At 54.0% G+C, this 22,848-nt stretch carries 17 protein-coding genes and 3 pseudogenes; 5 read left to right on the top strand and 15 right to left on the bottom strand.

Annotation, left to right across the window (positions count from 1 at the left end; translation table 11 throughout):
* Window positions 1-76 precede the first annotated feature (76 nt).
* From QA648_RS22660 to QA648_RS22635, 6 genes and pseudogenes are all read right to left on the bottom strand, one after another.
* The gene (locus QA648_RS22660) at window positions 77-1,828 is read right to left on the bottom strand and encodes a glycosyltransferase (RefSeq protein ID WP_283053773.1); all 1,752 of its coding nucleotides are present in this window, start codon (window positions 1,826-1,828) and stop codon (window positions 77-79) included.
* 44 nt (window positions 1,829-1,872) lie between these two features.
* Window positions 1,873-4,473: a rhamnan synthesis F family protein gene (locus QA648_RS22655; RefSeq protein WP_283053771.1), complete on the bottom strand. Its 2,601-nt coding sequence runs from the start codon at window positions 4,471-4,473 to the stop codon at window positions 1,873-1,875.
* Window positions 4,474-4,534: 61 nt separating this feature from the next.
* Window positions 4,535-5,437 carry an NAD(P)-dependent oxidoreductase gene (locus QA648_RS22650; RefSeq protein WP_283053770.1) on the bottom strand — a complete coding sequence of 301 codons (903 nt, stop codon included), beginning with the start codon at window positions 5,435-5,437 and terminating at the stop codon, window positions 4,535-4,537.
* Entirely contained in the window at window positions 5,434-5,964 is a 531-nt protein-coding gene (gene rfbC, locus QA648_RS22645) for a dTDP-4-dehydrorhamnose 3,5-epimerase (RefSeq protein WP_283054246.1), read from the bottom strand. The genes QA648_RS22650 and rfbC overlap by 4 nt, the downstream gene beginning before the upstream one ends.
* A gap of 404 nt (window positions 5,965-6,368) precedes the next feature.
* The gene (cysC, locus tag QA648_RS22640; protein WP_283053769.1) at window positions 6,369-8,267 is read right to left on the bottom strand and encodes an adenylyl-sulfate kinase; all 1,899 of its coding nucleotides are present in this window, start codon (window positions 8,265-8,267) and stop codon (window positions 6,369-6,371) included.
* 144 nt (window positions 8,268-8,411) lie between these two features.
* Window positions 8,412-8,569: pseudogene (locus QA648_RS22635) on the bottom strand (IS3 family transposase); the annotation flags it as partial.
* A gap of 625 nt (window positions 8,570-9,194) precedes the next feature.
* Between QA648_RS22635 and QA648_RS22630 the strand changes: the two are divergent.
* Window positions 9,195-9,308, top strand: a pseudogene (locus QA648_RS22630) (IS5/IS1182 family transposase); the annotation flags it as partial.
* A gap of 22 nt (window positions 9,309-9,330) precedes the next feature.
* On the opposite strand, the gene QA648_RS22625 reads toward QA648_RS22630, so the two are convergent.
* From QA648_RS22625 to tnpB, 3 genes and pseudogenes are all read right to left on the bottom strand, one after another.
* Window positions 9,331-9,489, bottom strand: a complete 159-nt coding sequence (locus tag QA648_RS22625; protein WP_283053768.1) for a hypothetical protein — start codon at window positions 9,487-9,489, stop codon at window positions 9,331-9,333.
* Window positions 9,489-11,054, bottom strand: a complete 1,566-nt coding sequence (locus QA648_RS22620) for an IS66 family transposase (RefSeq protein WP_283053767.1) — start codon at window positions 11,052-11,054, stop codon at window positions 9,489-9,491. Before QA648_RS22620 ends, QA648_RS22625 begins: the two co-directional genes overlap by 1 nt.
* 70 nt (window positions 11,055-11,124) lie before the next feature.
* Window positions 11,125-11,268: pseudogene (tnpB, locus tag QA648_RS22615) on the bottom strand (IS66 family insertion sequence element accessory protein TnpB); the annotation flags it as partial.
* Between the two features lie 47 nt (window positions 11,269-11,315).
* On the opposite strand from tnpB, the gene QA648_RS22610 reads away from it, so the two are divergent.
* The 4 genes from QA648_RS22610 (at window position 11,316) to QA648_RS22595 (ending at window position 14,640) form a co-directional block, all read left to right on the top strand.
* Window positions 11,316-11,576 (top strand): DUF5372 family protein, encoded by a 261-nt coding sequence (locus tag QA648_RS22610; RefSeq protein ID WP_349254318.1) that lies wholly within the window; start codon window positions 11,316-11,318, stop codon window positions 11,574-11,576.
* 194 nt (window positions 11,577-11,770) lie between these two features.
* Window positions 11,771-12,232, top strand: coding sequence for a helix-turn-helix domain-containing protein (locus tag QA648_RS22605; RefSeq protein ID WP_283047261.1), 462 nt, complete (start codon window positions 11,771-11,773; stop codon window positions 12,230-12,232).
* Window positions 12,233-12,524: 292 nt separating this feature from the next.
* A complete protein-coding gene (locus QA648_RS22600; RefSeq protein WP_283053764.1) occupies window positions 12,525-13,541 on the top strand; it encodes a recombinase family protein in 1,017 nt (338 codons plus the stop codon).
* 79 nt (window positions 13,542-13,620) lie between these two features.
* Window positions 13,621-14,640 (top strand): hypothetical protein, encoded by a 1,020-nt coding sequence (locus QA648_RS22595; RefSeq protein ID WP_283053763.1) that lies wholly within the window; start codon window positions 13,621-13,623, stop codon window positions 14,638-14,640.
* Here the strand turns inward: QA648_RS22595 and QA648_RS22590 are convergent.
* The 6 genes from QA648_RS22590 to QA648_RS22565 all read right to left on the bottom strand — a co-directional run bounded on the left by QA648_RS22590 (window position 14,611) and on the right by QA648_RS22565 (window position 22,165).
* Window positions 14,611-14,688 (bottom strand): hypothetical protein, encoded by a 78-nt coding sequence (locus QA648_RS22590; RefSeq protein WP_283054245.1) that lies wholly within the window; start codon window positions 14,686-14,688, stop codon window positions 14,611-14,613. The genes QA648_RS22595 and QA648_RS22590 overlap by 30 nt on opposite strands.
* Window positions 14,689-15,160: 472 nt before the next feature.
* A complete protein-coding gene (locus tag QA648_RS22585) occupies window positions 15,161-16,321 on the bottom strand; it encodes an IS110 family transposase (RefSeq protein ID WP_283053762.1) in 1,161 nt (386 codons plus the stop codon).
* A gap of 7 nt (window positions 16,322-16,328) precedes the next feature.
* Complete coding sequence (locus QA648_RS22580; RefSeq protein ID WP_283053761.1) at window positions 16,329-16,775, bottom strand: transposase; 447 nt, start codon at window positions 16,773-16,775, stop codon at window positions 16,329-16,331.
* A gap of 288 nt (window positions 16,776-17,063) precedes the next feature.
* Window positions 17,064-19,004 carry a M10 family metallopeptidase gene (locus tag QA648_RS22575; protein WP_283053760.1) on the bottom strand — a complete coding sequence of 647 codons (1,941 nt, stop codon included), beginning with the start codon at window positions 19,002-19,004 and terminating at the stop codon, window positions 17,064-17,066.
* Between the two features lie 141 nt (window positions 19,005-19,145).
* Window positions 19,146-20,456, bottom strand: coding sequence for an HlyD family type I secretion periplasmic adaptor subunit (locus QA648_RS22570; RefSeq protein WP_283053759.1), 1,311 nt, complete (start codon window positions 20,454-20,456; stop codon window positions 19,146-19,148).
* On the bottom strand, window positions 20,453-22,165 hold the full coding sequence (locus QA648_RS22565; RefSeq protein ID WP_283054244.1) for a type I secretion system permease/ATPase: 1,713 nt from the start codon (window positions 22,163-22,165) through the stop codon (window positions 20,453-20,455). Before QA648_RS22565 ends, QA648_RS22570 begins: the two co-directional genes overlap by 4 nt.
* Between the last annotated feature and the right edge of the window lie 683 nt (window positions 22,166-22,848).

Here is a 22,848-nt window from a genome sequence, read left to right as displayed (position 1 = left end):
CGGATCAGCTCTCAAGCGAAACCAACAATTGCAGCGCTCTGCCTTTCATTTTGCCGATGATAACGGTCCCTCGAAATCACCACCGCAGAACCGCACAATCGGTTCGATCTTTCGGTAGTCGAGGATTGTAATATGGGTCTGCGTTAATATACGTTTGCCATTGCGAAAAGAAGTGTCCCCTGTCGGCCTCATCGACCTCCCTCCTCGCCAAAGAAGATCCTTCAAAATGATAAAGAGAGGCATGTGGAGTATAGACTATACGATAGCCTGCCGCGCCAAGTCGCAAACAGAAATCAATATCGTTGTAGTCTACCCTTAATCTTCTATTGAACATGCCGACTTCGCGGACAAGGCTCATGCGCGTTGCTAATACAGCACCAGTAACGGCCGAATAATTGCGAATAAGATGTGTAAAGCCGCAATAACCGACCTCAACCGCTGGCTGATTATGAAATATATGTGTGGTCAAACCATTCACACCCATGACGACTCCCGCATGCTGCAACCGGTTGTTCGGATAGACTAGTTGCGCTCCAACCGCGCCGACGTCTTGCCGGCGGGAGAATGAAAGCAGCGCCTCAATCCAGTCGGGAGAAATCACCTCTATATCGTCATTGAGTATGATCACGTCTTCCGTGGTCACAAGACTTAAGGCATGGTTCATTTTGTCAGGAAAATTGAAGGCACCTTGAAAATGATATTGGGCGACAGTCACGCCCGCTTCGATAAAGCGCTCATGAACATCTGCTGGGAGTCTGCCGTTGTCTAAAACAATTATCTGGAAATTCCTGAATGTCGAACGACTGAGGATACTCGTAACCGAGTGTTCCACAAGTAAGATGTTGCCACGCCCCTCAACGTCCCGCATTCGACTGTCGGTAAGCATCAGAAGTGTCACAGGTCGTGACGCGTCGACGGGCCACTTTACGCGGTAACTTCCAGGAAACAGACCATCTACAACCTCCGCGTCGGGCTCCTGGTTCTGCACAAAATCTGCGACAGCACGCTTTGCGTTGATTAAGGCGGCGGGCTTTGCATCGACAACGGCGGCAGCCGACCCCGGGATCTTTCGCCAATGATAAAGCACCTCCGGAATATGCACGACGCGTCTCGCCCGCGCAGTGGCGCGCAAAGCTAGATCATAGTCCTGGGCACCAGTGTATGCGTCTCGCAGTCCGCCTAGTTCCAGGAAGAGAGACTTTCGGATCACCGTGAAATGCAGAACATACATGACTGAGAGCAAATGCTCTGGCGACCAATCCGGCTTCAGATACGGCTCGCTATAGCGACCATCAGCCTCTATCTTATCTTCATCAGTATATAGGACATCGACGTCCTCATTCTCCTCAATAGCCTTCACGACGAATCGAAGTGCATTACAATCTAGCGTGTCGTCGTGATCAAGGAAGGCTACAAAATGGCCCGTGGCAAATTCCGCAGCAAGATTGGTAGCGCCGGCAATGTGCAGGTTCTTCGGCGACCTAACTACTTTGATGCGCGGATCTATGCCGCGATATTTTTCCAGAACCCTCACTGTCTCGAGCGAGTCTGAACAATCATCGCATAGGCACAATTCCCAATTGGGGTATGTCTGATTAAGGACAGAATTGATCGCCTCTTCCAAGATCCCCGAAGGGGTGTTGTACACGGGCACCAAAATGCTAATGCGAATGTCACCTGCTCTCAAAGAGGGCGGGTAAGTACGGGAGCTTTTGGGCCGGAATATACGTTGGGAAATAAAATCTTTTGCTTGATGAATTGCGGTTCGAAGACTCGTTGTGCGAGCAACCACAAAAAATCTGCGCGCAAGATAAAGAAGCCGTCTCATGATTATCTTTCAAGTTTTAATGATAGCTCAGACAAGAAACGGGCCTAGACCACTTTGTGCGCTCTTAAAGCAGCTTTGTCGTCGCCTGAGCCGCCAGCTTGCAATATGCGATCAACCTCCCTGCGGATTGTTTCGGTTGTTGTTTCAGCAGAAAAGAGATCATGCGCATATATCCGCCCCTTGCGTCCCAACTCCTCTGTCAGTTTTCGGTCTGAGAAAAGAGCACGCATCGCCTGACGCAGAGAGCCTATCGATGGATCTGCCCACAAGTATTGAGCCGGATATGGCTCGTTCCCATTTCCGACTTCTGTAAGCTTATAATCTAGTGGCCATGCCGATTCTGATGTTACGAAATCTGCAGCCCCTCCGTAAGGTGTCGCAATTACGGGCTTTCCAGCGTCCATCGCTTCCAATATTGTTAGCCCAAGCCCTTCGGAGCGATGCGGAGAAACATAGCAATCGATCAGTTGGAAGAGATCATGCATCTCACCGTCTTCCAGAAGACGGTCCATGAATATGACATCCGGGCGCTGCTCGGCGATGGAAAGGATCTCGCGAATTTCTGGGCTTTCGACATTCGAATAGTGGATCTTTAGAAGGCAGCAAGCACCATCATCCGGGCCGAATTCTTCGATGTATGCGTCAATTAGTGCTTTGGGATTCTTTCGCCCCAATATGCTCCCAGCATCCGCGGCGTAAAAGAACACATATCGATCTTCCGAGAGCCCAAAGTCCCGCCGTGTTCTCGTTAGAGCTACCTTTTCTCTCTCGAGCATTGGACGAACCACTCGAACGGGCCTCTTCGTCACCGCTGAAACGGATCTCGCCATAAATGTGCTTGCGCACCAAATTTCGTCGAAGCGATGGAGAACCGCATGCCATTCGGGCAGAAGCGCCGACAACTCCCAGTATATAATCACGATATTATATCGACTTGGCACAACAATTTCATCAAGTGGGCTTTTGTCGAGGAAACCAGCGATCGTAAGGAGATCAAGATTAAGGTGCACTAAATTTATTATTTGCTTATCAATAGAGGGATATTGAACAGGCGTTGACCGAAGTCGTTCGAATCCTTGACTCCAAGGAATAACATTCAGGGCGATCCCAGCTTTCATTATACAAGAAGCATAGCCCCGAGCACTGATACTTACTCCGTTGATAAAGCCAACAGGACCAACTAGATTTATACCGTTGTTGTGTGCCGCTGGCTTGCTCCACCGTCGAAGCGGTTGGGGCGGAACGATAGCTACAGCCCTATGTTGTTGTGCTGTCCGCGTGCGTTGTCCTGCTGCTCGCATCTGCAATAAAGCCGTCAAGCTCTCCAAAGCAGGCTTGCCGGGAGCGGCGTCGATTTTAACTTTCGTACCCCACGGTCCCTGACCCCGGAGTTCAGTCATGCCGACATTTCCGTTCTCCATTGTCGCGATGAGGCCGAAGAAGCGTTCGATAGCGTGTGCAATCTGACCATCGTTCGTCCCATCCTCCACTTCGAAAACTAAACCATCAAAAAAGATCTGTGAAAGCTTTTCCAATGCGCGAGGACTTATCCAAAACATCGTTCCCGCAAAGAAGCCCCACTCGCGCGGAAGTGTTCGCCCTGGGTATAATTGCTGAAGCAGGTATTCGAGCTTTATCTGATTATCCATCATGTGTGTCGGCCCGGAGACGTACAGGTCTTCGGCTCCCACAAGCAGCAAATCGGGATCGGCCTTAAAGCTACAGAGGACTCGAGTGACCAAGAACTCGCTTCCTAACAAGCCCTCGAGCATCAGTCTTCGCCACGTTGCGGGTTCTGTCTGCCCTTTTTTTGTATGGATCTTACAAATTGCTGTGTAGTTTTTGGTAAGCAGCAACGGAAGAAGCGAAAGAAATGGGCCGATGTCGCGGCCGGCATTGGCTACCTCCAAAATTGTTGCATTGGGGAATTTACTAAGTATCAGCTTCCGCCAGTCGGTTCTAGTTCGCTCGGGTATTGTTACATACAGGTCAAACGTCGTCGGTATATTGCCCAAATATGATACGATTTCATCCCATAGATCTTCATAAAAGAGATGAGCGACAACCGCCACCCGGATTCCAGAGATGATCGCTTCGCTATCATAGGTTGCGGGCCGTTCCGATTCTTCAAACTGAAGATAGTGAGATAAAGAATTCGTACCAGCCACTTCCGGAAATTGGCTACGATACCAGGCGGCATCGAACAACAGGTTTGGGTTCAGTTCCTTTCCTATACCATGGGTTTTGTAATGTAAAAGCGGGTTAATGCCGTTCGAAATCTCTGGATTTGTCATTGTATACCATTTGGTGTCGAACACGGGATTAGGATCCCTACCCTCTTCGGCACCGCATGTTATATAGTGAACCAGCGGGTTCATCCCACGGATTTCAACATCTGGATAGTTTGTCAGATACCATTTGGTATTGAATAGAGGGTTGGGATCACGCCCCTCATTTGCTCCGTGCATCAGATAGTGAAATGCTGGCTTTACCCCAGTTGCGGCCACATCTGGATATTGCTTTAAATACCATGCCTCATCGAAGAGCTCACTAGCAACCAAGATCTCGGAGTCACGCCGATTGTTCCACTTCTGCAGTAGAAAACGCGCTTTCTTGCGGCCGAGTTTTGCTAGTTGAAACAACATCTATAGTAAAACCCCTAAAGCCCGTATTTTCGGCTCAGAACTCTCATTACCGGTCACTAGATCAAGCCTCTTGTTGTCGCCGCCACCAGCTAATCGCATCCTGCAATCCTTGGTCTAGCGAAATGCGCGGCACAAAGCCAACCTCTTGGCGCAGCCTGGTTATATCAGCAACCAGACGCTGAGGCTCGTTGGGACGCCCCTTGAGAGCCCCCAGCCTCAGCATGTCCGAACGTCCCATCAGTCTTCCGAGAAGCTGGATCACGTCGCGCAGCGCTCGCGCTTCACCGGAGGCGATATTGACGCTACCATTGACCGAGCAGTCGACAAGCGCGGAAAACGCCGCAGCCACTTCACGGCTGTCGAGGAAATCCCGCAGCTGTGTTCCAGCAGTGGTCTCCGCTACACGCCCGGCAAGCAAATTTCTAATAATTGATGGCACCAACCTTTCAGCTCTTTCATGCGATCCGAAAGATAAAAACAGGACGCCCCAAGCGAATGAAAAGCCGGTTTCGCGGGAGTAGCCCTCGATAAGCCGTCGGGCGTTTTCCTTGGCTGTCCCATAAAATGTAGCCGGCTCGCGTCGGGCGTCCTCGCCCACATAATCGGGCAAATTCGTCCAATCATATTCAGCACATGTCCCGGCAGCAACGAAACGCTCTCCACCCGATAGATGGAACGCCCGCATCAATGAGAGTGTGGCTGCCACCCACGAGATATTGTCGGGAGCAGACCAGAATCCAGAGCTAACGTCCCATGCAAGGTGCAGCAAGTGCGTTGGCCGAATCCTTCGCACTAATTCGGCCCCCGCTCCGGGTTGAATGAGGTCAACGACATGCCATTTCGCACCCGGTTGATCTAAAACATGGCGAGCGCATGCGTGAACTTCATATCCTCGATGAAGCAGTTCGTTCAGGCAATGGCGCCCAAAAAAACCCGAAGCGCCTGTGACAAGAACCCGCTTCATGGCTGAAAATCCGGATAATTGGCATCCCGGTCGGACAGTCGCACGGGCGGCAAAGGCCAATCGATCGCAAATGCCGGATCGTCCCAGCGAACGCCTTGTGCGAATTCCGGCCTGTAAGTTTCCCCCATCTGATAGAATACTTCGCAATCTCCAACGAGGGTTTGGAAGCCGTGGGCGCAGCCTGCAGGAATATAGAGAGCATTGCGCCCATCAGCATCCAGCTCGACGCTCGTCCATTTTAAGTAGGTTGGCGAATCTGCGCGAAGATCGATAGCCACGTCAAGTATACGACCTCTTGTACAACGCACGAGTTTCACCTCCGGGTACGGCTCAGTTTGGTAATGCATTCCCCGCAATGTACCCCGGTAAGGGTTCCAAGAGATATTGCACTGAGGAAAATGCCCAAGCAAACCATTCCTAGTAAAGGTGTCGGCGCAAAATGTCCTGGCGAACAGGCCTCTATCGTCCGTAATTGCATCGACTTCAACGATCATAACGCCGGGGAGATTTGTTGGAGTAATTTTCAATCTCAACGACCTTCCAAATTGAGTCTCGTGGAACTGTGAGATATCTCTAACGTATTGATCAAGAAAGTCAAAAGTCTGATCTTTCTTAGGATCGAAACGCGCTCATCACAGCCTCAGCAGTGCCATCCATACGCACTTGCCTCGCTCAAGCCAAGCTATCCGCGCACAATTTTCAGGGATAAGTCTTTCGAATGGGCTCAGATTCGTCGCGGTTTGAGAACCTCGAGAGACATTGGCAATGCCGACTAGTCTGAGGGATGTGGAACGGCTGTGCAGTGGTAAATCGTCGGTCTCTCCGGCTTAGTCTGCTGCGCCGAAGCGCGGTTTATGTATTGTGCCGTCCATGAAAATCAAGAAAATTTGAGCTAAGTCTCTTAGTGCATCGATCATCGGCTGCTTCACTGCTATTCTATTAACCCGATAGCCATTGTCACCGCGTCCGAGACTGATTGTCCCTCACCGCCAACGACCAAATCCGGACTAGTGGGCTCTTCATAAGGGCTGTTTATGCCCGTCATGTTCGGCAACAAGCCAGTGCGAGCCTTCCTGTACAGGCCTTTCGGGTCGCGCCGTTCGCAAACATCGAGAGGGGTGTTCACATAGATTTCCAAGAAATTTTCAAGCCCAATCAAGTCTCGCGCCATCTCTCTTTCGCGCCGAAAAGGAGAAATGAATGCCGTCAATACAATCAGGCCGGCATCCATCATTAATTTCGCGACCTCGGCAATGCGTCTAATATTTTCCACGCGATCGGCGTCAGTGAATCCCAGATCCTTATTCAGTCCCAGCCGAACGTTGTCTCCATCCAGGATGTAAGTACGTTTCCCCCGCGCGTGTAACTCGATCTCCAGTGCATTTGCAATGGTCGACTTCCCGGAACCTGACAGGCCGGTGAACCACACTACTTTCCCGCCATGACCATTAAGACGTTCGCGTGAAGCGCGGGTAATTGACAGCGCCTGGCGGTGCACATTCTGGCCGCGCCGCAGGTCATGTCGGATCATTCCGGCGGCAACGGTCGCGTTGCTCAAGCGGTCCACAAGGATAAAACCTCCAGGAAGCTTCGAGTTCTCGTATAAATCGAACGATAGCGGCCGACTAAGCGAGATGTTGCATACCGCAATATCGTTCAAGCGAAGAGTATACCCCGCCTCGTGCGCTAACGTATTGACATTAATGCGATATTTTATTGTTGTAATCGATGCGCTCGCCCATTGTGTCGCCAGCTTGACGTCATAGCTTCTTCCAGCAAGCCCAGGATCTTCATGCATCCAAACGATCGTTGCTTCGAAATGTTCGGTCAACTCGATCGGATGCTGCGCGAGCGAGATAACGTCGCCGCGCGAAACACCGATTTCGCGATTCAATTTCAGAGTGACGGCAGAACCTTCTTCCGCGATGGAGAGCGAGCCGTCCATTGTCACAATTTCAGCTACCTTGGCCGTTTGCCCCGACGGCGTCACACGGATCTCATCATTGACGGACAAAGGACCGCCAGAGACAGTGCCCGAAATTCCTCTGAAGTTTGAATTCGGTCTGTTTATCCACTGAACCGGCATCGTCACTCGTTTTATCGAGCGCTGCGACGGCATCACGGTTTCAAGATATCCAAGAAGTGTTTCCCCTCCATACCAGCTCATATGCGACGATCTCACCGTCACATTGTCCCCCTTCAACGCGCTGAGCGGGATCGCAGAAACTGTCTCAAAGTCCAGCTTTTTTGCTAAGCTGTTCATCTCTTCACTGAGACTCTTATAAATGTCCTTATTGAATTCCACCATGTCCATCTTGTTGATAGCCAGTACAACATGGCGCACTCCAACCAAGGCGGCAAGATAGGCGTGACGCCGCGTTTGGGTCTGCAAACCTTTTCGTGCGTCAACGAGCAAAATGGCGGCGTCAGCGGAAGATGCCGCGGCCACCATGTTATGCGTATACTGTTCATGTCCGGGTGTATCGGCGGCTATGAACTTTCTTTTTGGCGTCGCGAAATAGCGATACGCGACATCAATCGTGATGCCTTGTTCGCGCTCCGCAGAAAGGCCGTCATCAATAGGAAGCGCGAAGTCCATTTCTCCGCCTTGGCTGCCATGACGTCTTGAATCGCTTTTGACTGCCTCGATCTGATCTTCAAAAGCCTCCTTCGTTTCCCAGAGTAGGCGACCGATCAGGGTGGTCTTGCCGTCATCTACGCCGCCGCATGTAATAAATCGCAAGAGGCCCTTGTTTTTTTGCTGGAATTGCTCGAACAACTCCCCGGTCCGTTCTACGCTTTCCGCGGCTTTGCACAGCTTGCGTTGCATCAGTAATAACCCTCCATCTTCTTTTTCTTTTTCTCCATACTCGAAGATGAACCGGCATCGATTAGGCGATCTTGCCTTCAGAATAGCGCGACCGCAGCAACTCGATAACAATGTCCTTGACACCGGTGACCTGCAACGGAACTCTCATCCAGCGGCGGTTAAAGTCGCGGCAGTTTTCAATACGCCAGGTGGCGCAGTGTGAGCAAGCGGTGGAAACGCGTGGCTTTCATCTTGCATAGCGTTGGAGCCGATTCCGGCATAGCTTGCCGGGTCTAATATCCGAGCGATGAGTGCGGCCGGAATTGTTATACAACACGACGACAGAACACCCGCGGGACCGAGGTTCGCGAACTTTTGTATCCCGGGAATCGAATCCCTGGTCAGAGCGGCTCGTTCACGTCCGTGAAGCGCTGACCAAAGGGACGCACATCTTCCGCTGCAGCTTTTCTGTTTCTTCCTCTGATCGACTTATAGAAGTCCCAGCGTGGATGTTTAACCGCTCCGTGAGCGGGTATAGGAGCGGCCTGCCGGTTCCGTACGTCGATCTCGCGAGCCTGCATGCTTTGGCAAAGTTACCGGAAGACGTCGATGCCTCATCGAATCTGCGGTAGTGGGCGCAGCATTGGTCTCTCACGAAACAGAGTCGAAGAGGTGTCCATGCCTCGCCCGTGGCAGGTTAGGCCCGATCGATCAAGCATGCCAGCGTCCTTCGCTCGATGTCTGTCGGAACTTTCAAACCGCGACCGTTTCGGTGCAAGATTTTGATAAACACCGGCGCCGGCGGAACGTCAGGTGTTTGCTCCTTTGCTCCAGACCTACGTCGTCCACGAGCGGTACTGGAAGGAAAGATGGCGACGCGGACCTGGAAGCTCAGTGAGCGTCCGGCGAATGCATTTTTGCCATCGTTGAGGCGCGCTTTAGGGTTCGCGGTTTAGCTCATCGGCCATGATGCGCTCGATCATTTCCGGATCGCATTGCTCATCGATGAGAAACTCGCGGATTCCACCATCCCATGTGCGGATATCGGCGAGAAGCTCCTGAAGGCCCTCCACGCCATCTGCAGTCAGGCCTCGCGTACCATTTCGCTTCCGTCACTGACGTGGACCATTTCGCCCTCGGCGATATTGTCCGAGTTGGCAGTGACTTCCTCGAGCAGTTCAAGGTTCTCGCCGATCATGACGGCGACTTCTTTGAGCGTATAGATAGTTTTCGAACGAGCCATCAGCCAGCCTCATGTAGGTCTTTTGCGGGCGTCCACTGCCATGGCAGCAATTCCTCAAGGCGATCCTTGGGATGATCTTGGATTCTGGTCAGGACATCTGTCAGATAGACCTCGGGTTTATGGCCATGCAATTTGACTGTTTCGATGATGGTCAGGATGTTGGCGATGCGCTCGCCGCCCTTGTCTGACCCGGCGAAGAGCCAGTTTTTTCTTCCGATTCCGAGGGGTCTCATGGCGCGCTCGGCTATATTGTTGTCTATCTCGACGCGCCCGTCGTCGATGTAAACGCTCAATGCTGCCCACCGCGAGAGGGCGTATCGCATCGCTTCGGCCAGCTTCTGTTTCTGCGGCAACGTCGCAAGCGTGGCCTCGATCCACACCTTCAGGTCCGCCAGAATGGGCTTGGCGTGTTGCCGGCGCAATGTGCGTCGGTCGTCAGCCGGCATGCCGCGGAGACGATCCTCGATATCGTAGAGCGCGCCGATGCGAGACAGCGCTTCGTCAGCGATCGGGGATGGTTTCAGCTTGATGACGTCATGGAATTTGCGGCGCACATGCGCCATGCACGCAGCCTCGACGATCTGATTGCCGTAAAGCTTCTTATAGCCACCATAGCCATCGGCATGCATTACGCCGCTGAAGTTGGCGAGATGGTCGGCCGGATGCGCACCCTTGCGGTCCGGGCTGTAATAGTAGGCAATGGCCCTGGGCGTCGGATCTTGATAGCCACTGCCGTCGAAGACATAAACCCAAACCCTGCCTGTTTTCGTCTTCCCACGCCCAGGGTCGAGAACATCGACTGGGGTATCGTCCGTATGTATTCGGTCGACCGCGGCGATATGGGCTCTAATCAGCAAGATGAGAGGCGCAAGCAGAACGGATACGCGGCCAACCCAGTCCGCCATGACGGACCGGGATATGTCTATTCCCAGCCGGTCGTACATCTCGGATAGACGATAGAGCGGAATATGATCATCGAACTTGGCGACCATGATGTGGGCAAGCAATCCCGGTCCGGGCTTGCCTCGCTCGATCGGCAAGGTCGGCATTTCACCAGACACCGTTGTATCGCAGTCCCTGCAGATCATGCGCTTTTCGACATCGCGGACAGTTTTCACAGACGCCGGCACATGCTCCATCACCTGGACCACCTTGTCGGCCGCCTTTAGGAAGGAGGTACCGCCACAGGTCGGACAACTGCAGGGCGCTGGATAGATCAGCTCTTCTGTTGGAAGGCCATCCGGCAGCGGTCTGCGTTTGGGTTTACCCGGTGCATCGTCCAACTCCGGTAAGGGATTTTTCCCAGAACGCACCTCAGCCTCGGCGCGGGAAGCCTCGATCTCCTCCAGCATCAGCTCGAATTGCTCGATCTTCCGGTCTATCTTTTCCGAAGAAGGACCGTGCTGCCGATGTCGGAGCAGTTCCAACTGCGCGCGCAGAAGACCGATAATGGAGTCGCGCTTGCTGACTTCGGCTTCTTGCTCGCTGAGTTTCGCCGCCTGTTCAGCGACGAGCGCGCGCAATGCAGATAGCTCATCCTGACTGTCCAACGGCGTTGTTTCCATGCCGGCAAACTAGCCGATTTGCGCCCGAAGCGCTACCATTTTGCTCATATTTTCGAGCAAAATAAGGCCCTTAGCCGGTCCGCGCTGGAGCGGAAGTCCACGCAGGTCGGCGCCAATCGATCCCTTCGACAAGCATGGAAAGCTGAGCCTGCGTCAGATGCGCAACGCCTTCTTTCGCCGTCGGCCAAGGAAAGTATCCGCGCTCGAGAATTTTGTACCTCACAACAGAATGCAGCCACTGCCAACGCAGATACGCAGTTAGTGCGGGTGACGCATCCGTTTCATCCTTTATTCCCACGGCAGTTGCCGTGCGTCGGCAAGCGCTACAACCGGCATGGTGAACGCCTTTTGCTGCAGACCGAGGACACCACTGTTTGGTCGGTTCCTCCGCAATGGACTGATCTTGTGAGCTTGGATCCTGAGGTCGTCATGAGCAACGGGCGATCGCTCTTGCGGGTAGTCGACTTAATGGAGTTGGCCACTCTGGTGAAGCGCCTTTCGAGCAAATCGGGGCCGGGCTGACGTGCGGAAGTGTAAGGATAAATATGCCGCATTTGTAAAGTGGATTATGCCGCAAGAGGTCGCTTTTATGAGAGGTTACGCCTGCAAATACAAGATATCTCGTCAAATAGACCATAAGCATCGTCTTGACGAGGCAGCAAAATGCGTCATAATTAGCATTACGCTAACACCGCTTCATGTCCTCGGAGCCATCGATGTCTGCGAAGTACGACAGCAAGCGCACAAAGACGGATGGCCTCATCGAAGAGGGCACGTTCAATCCCACCCCCGAGAAGGTGCGCGATCCAAAGTTTCGGGGCAGCGAGTTCTTCGATCCGCACGACGCCGTGCAGGTCAAATACGAGATGCTGCGTCGCGTCTCCATCGACAAGGTGTCGGTGACGGAGGCCTCCGACGAGTACGGTGTTTCCAGGCCAACCTACTACCAGGCCAAGGTGAACTTCGATATGGCCGGCATTGCCGGACTGGTGCCGACGAAGCCGGGGCCCCGCGGTCCCCACAAGATCGACGACAAAGTCCTGGCATTTCTGCAGGCGCAGCTCGCCCCAGGAGAACCCGTTCGCGCCCGGGAACTGGCCAAGCTGCTCCGCCAGGAACTCGATATCGAGCTTCATCCCAGATCGATCGAGCGGGTTCTAAAAAAAAGCGGCACGTAAACATTGCCGCGACGGCGGCATGCCCGATCCAACCGTCGACCATCGCGTCCCAGTACGAGGTATTGCGCAAGGCAGCCCTCGGCGCAGCGCTGCCGCTTATGGCCCGTAGCGGCCTGATGCTCTTTCTGCGCCGGGGGATGTGGGGATGGGTTCAGGCGCTGACCGCAGCAGCAAGCACTCCGCGAGAGCAGAATTACCCATCGTCATTTGCTTGTCCGCTGCACGGCGGACACAGCGCCGTCGTTCACGTCCTTGCGACAATCGCCATGAGCACCAACGATCGGAGGTCACCATGAATGTACATCTCAAAGTCCAGCCTCATCACCTCGAACGCGGCGCCTACCTCTACATCCGCCAGTCTTCCATGCGGCAAGTCGTTGAGAACGTTGAGAGCGCCAGGCGGCAATATGCGCTTCGGGGACGCGCTGTCGCCCTCGGCTGGCGCGACGAGCAGATTATCGTCATCGACAACGATCAAGGAGAGTCCGGTGCATCGGCGGCGTGGCGCGAGGGGTTTCAGCGGCTGGTCAGCGATGTCGGCATGGGGCATGCCGGGATCGTCATGGGCCTGGAGGTCTCCCGTCTGGCGCGCAACAATGCCGACTGGCAGCGTCTGCTGGAGATCTGTGCCCTTGCCGACACCCTGATCCTCGACGAGGACGGCGTCTATGATCCGGCAAGTTTCAACGACCGGCTCCTGCTCGGCCTGAAGGGAACAATGAGTGAGGCCGAGCTGCATGTGATCAAAGCCCGGCTGCGCGGCGGCATTCTCAATAAGGTGCGGCGCGGCGAGTTTCGTTGCCTCCTACCGACCGGGCTGGTCTATGACCATTTCGGCAATGTGACTCTTGATCCAGACATGCAAGTCAGAGAAACGATCATTCATTTCTTTGAGATGTTCTCTCGCCTCGGGTCCGCCTCCCAGACCGTCAAGGTCTTTCGCAATGAAGGCCTATTGTTTCCATCGCGCCTACACAACGGCGGCACGCTATTTCGGCCGCTGACCGCATCGACGGCGATGCGTGTCCTGAACAATCCGCGCTACGCTGGCGCCTATACCTATGGCCGACGACAGTTTCGACGCACCATCGACGGCAAAAAGACTCTGCGTGCGCGCGACATTGATGACTGGCCGGCCTGCATTCCCGATGCTCATCCCGGCTATATCAGCTGGGAGCGACATCAGGAGAATCTGAAGATCCTCAAGGCGAATGGCCGTGGATTTGAAGCGGCACGAGCTTCAATCCCAAGGGAGGGACCGGCACTGCTGCAAGGCCGGGCCGTGTGGGCAGTGCGGCAGCCATCTTAGGGTTCGCTATGCGGCGCGACGTGGCCGGCAGGAAGCCTGGTACATTTGTAATCGTGCCCGCATTTATCGTGCGGAGCCTATGTGTCAGTCGATCGCTGGGCCTCCCGTCGATGAAGCCATCGGTATGCTGATTGCCGAGCAGATGACGCCGGCGGCCGTCGAACTCGCTCTCGAAGTCCGCAAGGAGATCCAAGCCCGGCATGAAGAAGCAGACCGGCTGCGCTGTCGCGCAATCGAACGCGCCCAAACGGAAGCCGAGCTCGCTCAGCGCCGCTTCATGCTTGTCGATCCTAGTAACCGCCTCGTCGCCGACACGCTCGAAGGTGAATGGAACGAGAAGCTTCGCACGCTGGCCAGTGCCCGCGAAGAGCGCGAACGTGGCCGAGAGCACGATCAATTCATCCTCGATAAAGCTGTCCACGAACGGTTAGTCGCGATGACGGCCGACTTCAACCAGCTCTGGAAAGATCCGGATACCCCAAGCCGCGAACGCAAGCGATTGCTGGCCCACATCATTGAGGATGTCACTCTCTTAAAGTTGCCAGCGGAAGGAACCACTAAGCTTCACGTTCGCTTCAAGGGCGGCAAAATCCAGACGCTCACCACCATGAACCCAAAATCCTCTCCTCAGCAGATCAAGACAAAGCCCAGCATCATTGAACTGGTCGATAGGCTTCTCGACGATTACATTTATCCCGAGATCGCCGAGATTCTAAACGAGCAGGGGCATCGCCCAGGTGGAACCGCACGTCGCGGCTGCCAGGACGCCCGCTTTACACCCCTCAAAGTCGCCTATCTCATCCACGAATATAAGCTGCGATCACGATATGATCGACTGCGACAGCGGGGAATGCTGACAAGACAGGAAGCGGCAGTGCATCTCAATATCAGCGAGCAAACCGTCGCCAGATGGGCCAAATTTGGCCTCATCACCAGACATGCCTATAACGGGCACTATAGCCTGTACGAAATCGCCGATGGAGACCTGCCGCAAAAGCAATGCAGTCGATGGAATCCACTCGAAGATCGCGCTGCTGCGTATCGACAAATGCAAACCGAGCCAAGAACATCAACTGGCGAGGAAAGAGGTGTAGTATGAACGCCGATCGTTATAATAGAGGCAAAATCCCTGGCCGTCCCACCACAAAAGCTTGATCCGATCAGCACGCTTTCCCTGAATCCAAAGATCGCGCCAGAGCCCGGCGCTTCCTTGATCGCCTGCTCCACCAGCGCCGATAAACCGTCGATCCCACGGCGCATGTCGGTCGCCCCGCAAGCCAGATAGACCCGCACATTTCCAGAAGGCCCGATCATGCCGCCTCACATGGGAAAGCCTGCGTCAAGTCATTCACTTCTATTCTCCTCTTCACGGTATCGGCTCCAGGTTCCAAGCCCGACTGCATGACACGGCTCGGTTAGCTGAGCCTGATCAACCTCACATTCGGTCGGCGCTGTTGCGGCCGCACCAGGATCCCGCTTGCGGCGGGTAGGGCTTAGGACGACGAGACCATTCTCCACTACCGGCATTTCGCCCTGGTGGCATGCGGTTCGCCGACCCGGATCCGCCAGGATTGATGAGAATCCCGGTAGATTTCGTAACGGGTGATGTGTGGTGACAATCAAGCTCTCTTCATTATTGCCCCTTCAATGACGACACCCGAGGCAACGTATTTCCAGATTGCGACCAGCAACTTGCGCGCCAGTGCGACAATGGTCGACTTCTTCATACGTCCACCGTTGCGATGGACGCGTGCATTGAACCATTGGCTCAGCTCCGAATCCGGCTGGTGCCGTAACCACAGCCAAGACAGCTGTATCAATGTCACCCGCAGCCGGGGATTACCCGCTTTCGAAACGCCCTGTTCCCGATCAATAGTTCCGCTTTGCCAGGGTGTTGGAGCCAGTCCAGCATAGGCGGCGACCTGGCGACGGTTGTCAAAATGCCGGAACAGACCCTCCGCCCATAAGATGTTTGCAAACTCGGTGCCGATCCCTTTGAGCTCAAGTAGCATCGTGACCGGTGAAGGCTTCATCTCCGCAGTCTGCGCAGCGATGAGCGCGTCGCGCTCGTCCTCGACTGTCCTGATCTGTTCAAGCAGAAGTTCCAGCCGATCCAGCTCCCGAGCAATCTGCGCTTTCATATGCGTCGGCAAGGCATGCCCGTCGCCAGTCTGCAGTACTTCCAACTGTTGCCGCCGGTCCTTGTTCATTGGCTCGTAATTGGTGATGCCTTGTGAGAACAGCAGTCCCTTTATCCGGTTGATATGGGAGACACGCTCGGCTGTTAGCGCTTTACGCTCCCGGCCAATCCGCCGCCGGTCTTCTTCGTCAGGCGATGGTGCCCGCGCCATAGAGCACACGCGGGGTTCTCCCCTCTTATACGCCATCAGGACCCGAAGCAGCGCCTCACCATCGATGCGATCCGTTTTCACCCGCCGCTGGCGCCGCGATGTTGCGATCGAAGCCGCGTCCACGACATGACTTTCGATCCCCTCCTTCTCTAACACGCGATGGATCCAGAAGCCGTCGAGTCCGGCTTCCTGAATGGTGACGACAGGATAGGCGTCCCCGGTTCTGGCCCGGCATCTATCCCGCAATTTCGAAAGCAGATTGAACAATCCGGCGACGTCTCCTGCCTTCAAAGCGTGCTTCGACATCTTCTCGCCATTCCCCGGCGACAGCGACGTGATCAGCCAGGTCGAACGGCTCAGTTCCAGTGAAATGAAGATCGCGCCAAGATTTGTGTGAATGGCGATCGCGGCTTTTTCGGTCTTGAACATCGGGGCCTCACAATATGGGCGTTAATTTACAGCCATTCATTCTGCAAAAATGGAGGCCGTCGCGCACCCATGGGATCTCCACACAAGCGACCAACGATGATAGCACCTCGAGATCAATGTCCGCTGCAATTCTGAGTAAGCGGCCATTCGTCAGGACGATTTCAACGTCTTTGCACCTCGACCGAACACCGCTCCTCTTGGAACCGTCGCTGGGATTCTCCGACGGTCCGATAAGCGAAACCGGGACGAACGATGCGGTCTCTGGAGATTTCGATTTGGGCGGCGAGAACTTCTTTCGCCAAGCGTATATCTGTTGCGGAAGAACGTCGTGCCGGCGCGCTACATCCGAAACGCTGCCATCACCACCGAACGCTTCTTGCAATATCGAAAGCTTCAGTTCTGTGGACCATCGACGTTGTCGCTCGGCACCCGTCAGGATCTCAACCTTGGCCATTCATACCCTGCTACGTCACAAATGATTCATCTGTGTCGTAACTTGCGCTAATTCCGCACCTAACCAAAACCGGCTCACCGGACGCTCACGAAGCTCACAGCAGCTTCTCATGTCCGCTAACAATATCCAACTACAGACCCGGTCCGCCAGACAGGGTTTGCTTCCGCTAAATTTCAATACAAGGAAATTCAAAACCGAATGGCAACTGGAACCACAGCACAAGATAGATTGATGAAGATCAGCAGGACGCGACTTAAGAAAACCCGTAACCGGGCTTGAGCAGCCTACCTATGCGAGCACGCCGTCATTCACGTAGGTCCGGCCCTCGAATATGCCGTACTCCAAATAATGTACAAGAGGGTTCATCCCAGAGGCGGCAACATCAGGATAGAGCTTCAGATACCCTGCCGTATCAAAATTAGTGGAGGGATCTCGCCCTTCGTGCCAGCCGTATTGTAGATAGTGGGTGAAAGGGTTAACGCCGGCTGCGGCCACATCGCTGTTCTTGGCCAAATATGCTGACGTATCAAAAAACGCGTTCGGATCGCGCCCCTCACGCCAGCCATATTGGTTATAGTGCTGCTCCGGATCCATATGAGCAGCAGCAACATCCGGGTTGTTCTCGGAGTAGAATTCGCCGTTGATCAACAAATCCTTTGCACTAACAGGGCGACCTTCGTAGAAGCCGTACGTCAGATAGTGTTCAAGCGGATCGATCTTAGCCGCTGCAACGTCCGGATTTATCCGCAGATATTCCGACGTGTGGAAAATGTCAGAGGGGTCACGCCCTTCCTTCCACCCGTATTGCTCGTAATGCTGAAGCGGGTCGATTCCGGCCGCTGCGACGTCATGATATTTCGCCAAATATTCGGACGTGCTGAAGAATTCATTGGGGTCACGCCCTTCTTTCCACCCATGCTGGTCATAGTGCTGACCTGCATTGACGCCTGCGTTAAGAACATCACGATTATGGGTGTAGTAAAAAATATCATCGACCAGGCCGTCTCCGCCTTGAACAACCGTTCTATCGGAAAATTGCAGTTTCTCGACCGAAACTAGACTTTCCGTCGCTCCGACGCCCTTCACTACCAATGCGCGATAACCGTAATCGACCGTTGCCTGCGCAAGGCTAAAATTGAACGCCGCTGTGTCAACGCCAGCTCCTCCATCGAGCCAATCGTTGCCAGTGCCGCCTTTGAGCCAGTCGTTACCGGCGCCACCCTTAAGCGTGTTGTTTGCGGCGTTGCCGATAATCGTATCGTTACCGGATCCACCGATTGCGTTTTCGATCAACGAGCGGCTGTCGCCATTATACTGAAGGGCATTGTAGACATTGCCCTGCGCAAAGTGACCATCCCCAAGGTAGGCGCTCTGCATAAATGACATTAACGACGAACTGCCCGGTTGCAAATTTATGGATTGATTTGTGGTGTAGTTCGAGAAATCATATGTATCGTTACCACCACCATCCCAAACAGTGAGAAAAATAAGGTTATCGCCAGGCTTCCCTTGCCCCACTCCATCGATGAACATCTCACCGGTCGTGGGCGAAAAGGTGTAGGTCGTGTCGCCTGAATGCGTCGTAAAATTGGCACCATACAATTTCTGGATTGCGGCAATGTCATACATCATTAGCGACTGCGCAAAGCCGAACTCTTCGTTGGTGTAACCTGCGCTCAACGATGCTGCAAAATAGGAGCGGTAGCTCATGACCGTATATTCCATACTGTCATGCCAAATGCTCACCGTTGAAGAATTCAATGACGAGGCCGAAAAAGAATGCTTTAGGCCAAGTGCATGCCCGATCTCATGCAGTGTAGAGATCCAGGCATAATTGCCCTTGATCGGATCGGTCATCGCACTTGCGTCGGTTTGCGTACCGAACCAGACATCTCCACCCTGATCATAGCTCGATGGCGCATATGTATAAGCGGTATCTTGCGCTTCATCCGACATGCCGAAACGAATTGTTGCACTTCCCGGGTCCGCCTTTTGTTCCGTGAAGGTAAGGTTCGAGACGGCAGCATACTGCGCTAGCGCGGAATTCACCGCAGTCTGCATGGTTGCATTGAGTGGCTGGAATGTCGCCTCTTCGCCACTATAGTTGACATATTGCGTGCCGCTGGTCGTGAACGAATAATCCAGTGAAGTTTGCGACCAAATCCGTCCGTAGATCAATCCATCTGCATCGTCTCCGAAAATAGAAACTGGATAGAGCGTCGTCTGCATTCACGTCTCCTGGGTCATGGCGAATTCAATGACCGATCATTCACCGAAGCTGAATAAACAAGGAATGAAGATTCTGCAAGCAAGGGTGGCAGAAAGCTTGGCACAATCTTTGATTTTCCAGCGTCATCCCTTTCCACATCGTTACTGTTCTTTAAACGCACGAACCATCTGATCAGACAACGGCTTTGCCAAATATGCCAAGACCGTTCTCTGATCCGTCTGGACGAATGCCTCCACCGGCATTCCCGCTATTGGGACCAGATTACCCAGCCGTGCCCATTCGACCTCCGATATAGCGACCCTGATATCATAGTAGCTCTGCCCGGTGCGTTGGTCGGTCGACAGATCGGCGCCTATGCTTGTTACCCGACCAGCCAATCCCGGCGTGGTGCGTTGATTGAATGCCGAAAACCGAACCATCACCTCCTGCCCGACAGCCACTTGGTCGATATCTCGCGGTGACAGCTTTAGTTCCGGCGTCAGTGCATCCTTGTCGGGTACGATCTGCATGATCGCTTCACCAGGCGTGACGACGGTGCCGGCGGCATGGACGACAAGCTGATGAACTATCCCGTCCTGAGGCGCGCGAATATCGATATGTTTCAGCTCATCTTCTGCGGCTACGAGCCGCTCGGAATATTCGCTGATATCACTTTCGGCCTGACGCAACTGATCTGATACCTCGGTCCGTTGATCGTCGTCGATTTGTATAATCTGCAACTGAGTTTCAGCGATCTTGCCATTGGTTTGAGCCGCGGAAGCAATCAGGCTGCCAAGTTCGCCGGTAAGGTCCGCGGCATCCCGCCGTAAGCTGTAGACTCGCGTTGCGGGAATAATACCCTGCTCAAGTAATGGCTGGAGACTAGCGAGTTCCGTATTTAAGATGGCAATTGCCTGTCGTTTGCCTTCCTGCTGAGCACCCAGCCCCTCCGCTTCCTTCGAAAGCTGACGTACTCGTTCGGCCAACTGCGCCTTACGTCCTGTCTTGGATGAGCGCCGATCTTCAAATAGCCGCCGCTCTCCATCAAGTATCGCCGCTACTTCGGCTATATCTTGCTCGTTTAGAAGGTCCTCTGGAAAGGTGATCGTCTCTTTCGCATCTCGTTCTGCCGAAAGCCGAGCCACGCGCGCCGAAAGCTCCTTCAGCCGCTTTGAGATAATCGCACGGTTGGCGCGCACCTGCGTATCGTCGAGATGGACAAGTATTTGGCCACCAGCAACTTGATCGCCATTTTTGACGAATACCTGGCCAACAGTTCCGCCTTTTTGGTGCTGGACAGGTTTGACATAGCTGTCAACGACCAACGTGCCAGTGGCGATAACTGCCCCTTGGAGACGAATAGTGGCAGCCAATCCTCCCAGTACTCCGACGAGAAGGACAACCGCCGTGAGCGCAATCAGCGTCAAGCGACGGACGGCGCGCTCGGCAAGGGGCATGTAAGCGCCCTTCATTGTGCCATCTCCTCGCCCCCGATAATCAGCCGAACAGGTTGAAGCCCAGATGGTCCCGGCTGCGTTGTCTTCCTGAGAACCTCATCCTTCAGACCAAATGCCTGCATTTGGCCATTGGTCAGCACGAGAACCTTGTCGACAGCAGCAAGCGCGCTAGGACGATGCGCAACGACGACGACAATGCCTCCACGGGCTTTCACGCTCAGTATCGCACGCGATAACGCCATCTCCCCATCAGCATCCAAATTCGAATTCGGCTCGTCGAGAACGATCAGGAACGGCTCGCCATAAAGCGCTCGGGCCAGCGCAATGCGCTGCCGCTGTCCGCCCGACAGCGCAGCCCCTTGCTCGCCAATTTTCGTTTCAAAACCTTTGGAGAATTGCAGGATCATATCGTACACGCCCGCGGCTCTCGCCGCCGCAATGATCTTTTCTGACGTCGCATCCGGGTCAAACCGGGCGATGTTTTCAGCGATGCTTCCGCCAAACAATGCGACATCCTGCGGCAGATATCCGATATGCTCGCCAAGCGCATGTGGATCCCATTGCGACAGCGACGCTCCGTCCAAGCGAACCGTTCCGGCGACCGGCGGCCAAAGCCCAACGAGTCCCCGTGCAAGCGTAGATTTACCAGATGCACTGGGACCGATCACTCCAACGGAATCTCCCGCTTGAAGCTCTATGGATATGTTTCGCACGATCGGGGTCTTGAAGCCTGGCGCTGCAAGCTGCAAATTTTCTACCTTCAAGACCTTTTCCGGTCTGGGCAACGAAACTTCTCGCCCATTAACAGGCATCAGGTCGGCGAGCCTCATCAGACGCGACCAACTGTCTCTGGCTGCGACAAAGCCTTTCCATTGGCTGATCGCCAATTCGACCGGAGCCAACGCTCGGCCGAGAAGAATAGAACTTGCAATCATGATGCCGCCCGAAGCTTCCTGACGAATGACGAGCATCGCTCCAACAGCAAGTACGGCTGATTGCAGTATCAGCCGCAAAATCTTCGAAATTGTTCCGAGTGTCACAGTTACGTTCGACAAACGCAAATGGTTGCCAAGATAGCGACTGTTAATCTCATTCCACTTCGCGCCAAGCATATGGCCGAAACCCATCGCAAGTACGGCTTCGGAGTTTCTACGTGTTGCTTCAGCGAGAGCCATCCGTTCCGAGACGATCTTAGCTGCCTCCTGTGCGGACTCGCGCGACATCCGTTCGGCCAAGATCGTAAGGCCCACCAGGATAGACGCCCCGGCAAGTGCCGTAACCCCGATCCACACATGAAAAAGGAAACACATACCGAGATAAAATGGCATCCATGGAAAATCAAACAGAGCGGTTGGTCCCGGCCCAGAAAGGAATGAGCGCACGACGTCAAGGTCGCGGACGGGCTGGAGGCCATCCCCATGCACCTGCATGCGGGCGGGAAAAAGAACAAGAGAATCGTAGACCGTTGCTCCGAACCGCTCATCGACCGAAAGGCCTACACGCACCAAAAGCATAGAGCGGACCACCTCGAGGATCCCCTGGAAGGCATAGAGCGTGACGGCAATGATACCCAGACCGATAAGGGTAGGCAAACTACGCGCCGGTATCACCCGATCATAGACCTGCAACATAAAGAACGAGCCGGTCAATGCCAGAACATTGATAAGGGCGCTGGTGGCGCCAATGCCAAGGAAAGCCATCTTCAGTTGCGACAGCACCGCCATCAAAAATGGTGGCGACTTATTTAGATCAGACACCGCTAAACTCCGAGCATGCCGTTGCCAAGAAACCCAAGCTGTTTGGCAGAAAAATCGATGAGGAAACACGCTCTGATAGAAAAGAGCCGTTCGCAACCTTAAATGTTCCGGACAGTTTTTTCGCGTTCATAGTCATATTGTCTTTCAGCCTTACCCCAAGCCCCAGTCGTTAGTTGGACCTTTTAACCGACCCCTTTACTAACCTCTGACCACCAAAGTGAGCTATAGGGATAGTGCATCATAAAAGCGCAGCCCCGCACGCATCGTGCTGCATCGACGGCCACTGCCACCCTACAATTTCAACCTTAACCGTTCTATTAGGAGAATTCGCATATTGCGATTGTCGGTAGCAATGATTTAGCGGCCTGGGATTCCCGACAAGAGACAGGTTCAGAGCTGACTTTCGCAGGTCGGTGATGAGTTGCGCTTAGCTGGCGTCGATCGATGAGAACCCGTCAGAGGATTTGTGTCCGGTGGTGCGAAGAGCAAATGTAGTTCTCGGACAAACCGGTCAAACTCGCCACTGTTGCAATTTGGCTCAATTATTAAATTGTCACAACTGCCTAGGTGGCGCTTGCCACCGCGATCCGATCCCACTCACAACCAGTATGTTCTGCCGAGAACTATCTCCGGTTCATTCTCCCCGCTCC

It is taken from the genome of Rhizobium sp. CB3171 (genome assembly GCF_029714265.1).
Taxonomy (GTDB): domain Bacteria; phylum Pseudomonadota; class Alphaproteobacteria; order Rhizobiales; family Rhizobiaceae; genus Rhizobium.
The sequence above is the reverse complement of the archived record's forward strand: the minus strand, read 5'-3'. Positions and strand labels throughout refer to the sequence as shown.

What these genes read in the sequence shown, in the direction of transcription:
- QA648_RS22660 (WP_283053773.1), bottom strand. Translation starts at nt 1,828, where the DNA reads ATGAGACGGCTTCTTTATCTTGCGCGCAGATTTTTTGTGGTTGCTCGC.
- QA648_RS22655 (WP_283053771.1), bottom strand. Translation starts at nt 4,473, where the DNA reads ATGTTGTTTCAACTAGCAAAACTCGGCCGCAAGAAAGCGCGTTTTCTA.
- QA648_RS22650 (WP_283053770.1), bottom strand. Translation starts at nt 5,437, where the DNA reads ATGAAGCGGGTTCTTGTCACAGGCGCTTCGGGTTTTTTTGGGCGCCAT.
- cysC (WP_283053769.1), bottom strand. Translation starts at nt 8,267, where the DNA reads ATGCAACGCAAGCTGTGCAAAGCCGCGGAAAGCGTAGAACGGACCGGG.
- QA648_RS22625 (WP_283053768.1), bottom strand. Translation starts at nt 9,489, where the DNA reads ATGGCTCGTTCGAAAACTATCTATACGCTCAAAGAAGTCGCCGTCATG.
- QA648_RS22620 (WP_283053767.1), bottom strand. Translation starts at nt 11,054, where the DNA reads ATGGAAACAACGCCGTTGGACAGTCAGGATGAGCTATCTGCATTGCGC.
- QA648_RS22605 (WP_283047261.1), top strand. Translation starts at nt 11,771, where the DNA reads ATGTCTGCGAAGTACGACAGCAAGCGCACAAAGACGGATGGCCTCATC.
- QA648_RS22600 (WP_283053764.1), top strand. Translation starts at nt 12,525, where the DNA reads ATGAATGTACATCTCAAAGTCCAGCCTCATCACCTCGAACGCGGCGCC.
- QA648_RS22595 (WP_283053763.1), top strand. Translation starts at nt 13,621, where the DNA reads ATGTGTCAGTCGATCGCTGGGCCTCCCGTCGATGAAGCCATCGGTATG.
- QA648_RS22585 (WP_283053762.1), bottom strand. Translation starts at nt 16,321, where the DNA reads ATGTTCAAGACCGAAAAAGCCGCGATCGCCATTCACACAAATCTTGGC.
- QA648_RS22580 (WP_283053761.1), bottom strand. Translation starts at nt 16,775, where the DNA reads ATGGCCAAGGTTGAGATCCTGACGGGTGCCGAGCGACAACGTCGATGG.
- QA648_RS22575 (WP_283053760.1), bottom strand. Translation starts at nt 19,004, where the DNA reads ATGCAGACGACGCTCTATCCAGTTTCTATTTTCGGAGACGATGCAGAT.
- QA648_RS22570 (WP_283053759.1), bottom strand. Translation starts at nt 20,456, where the DNA reads ATGAAGGGCGCTTACATGCCCCTTGCCGAGCGCGCCGTCCGTCGCTTG.
- QA648_RS22565 (WP_283054244.1), bottom strand. Translation starts at nt 22,165, where the DNA reads ATGGCGGTGCTGTCGCAACTGAAGATGGCTTTCCTTGGCATTGGCGCC.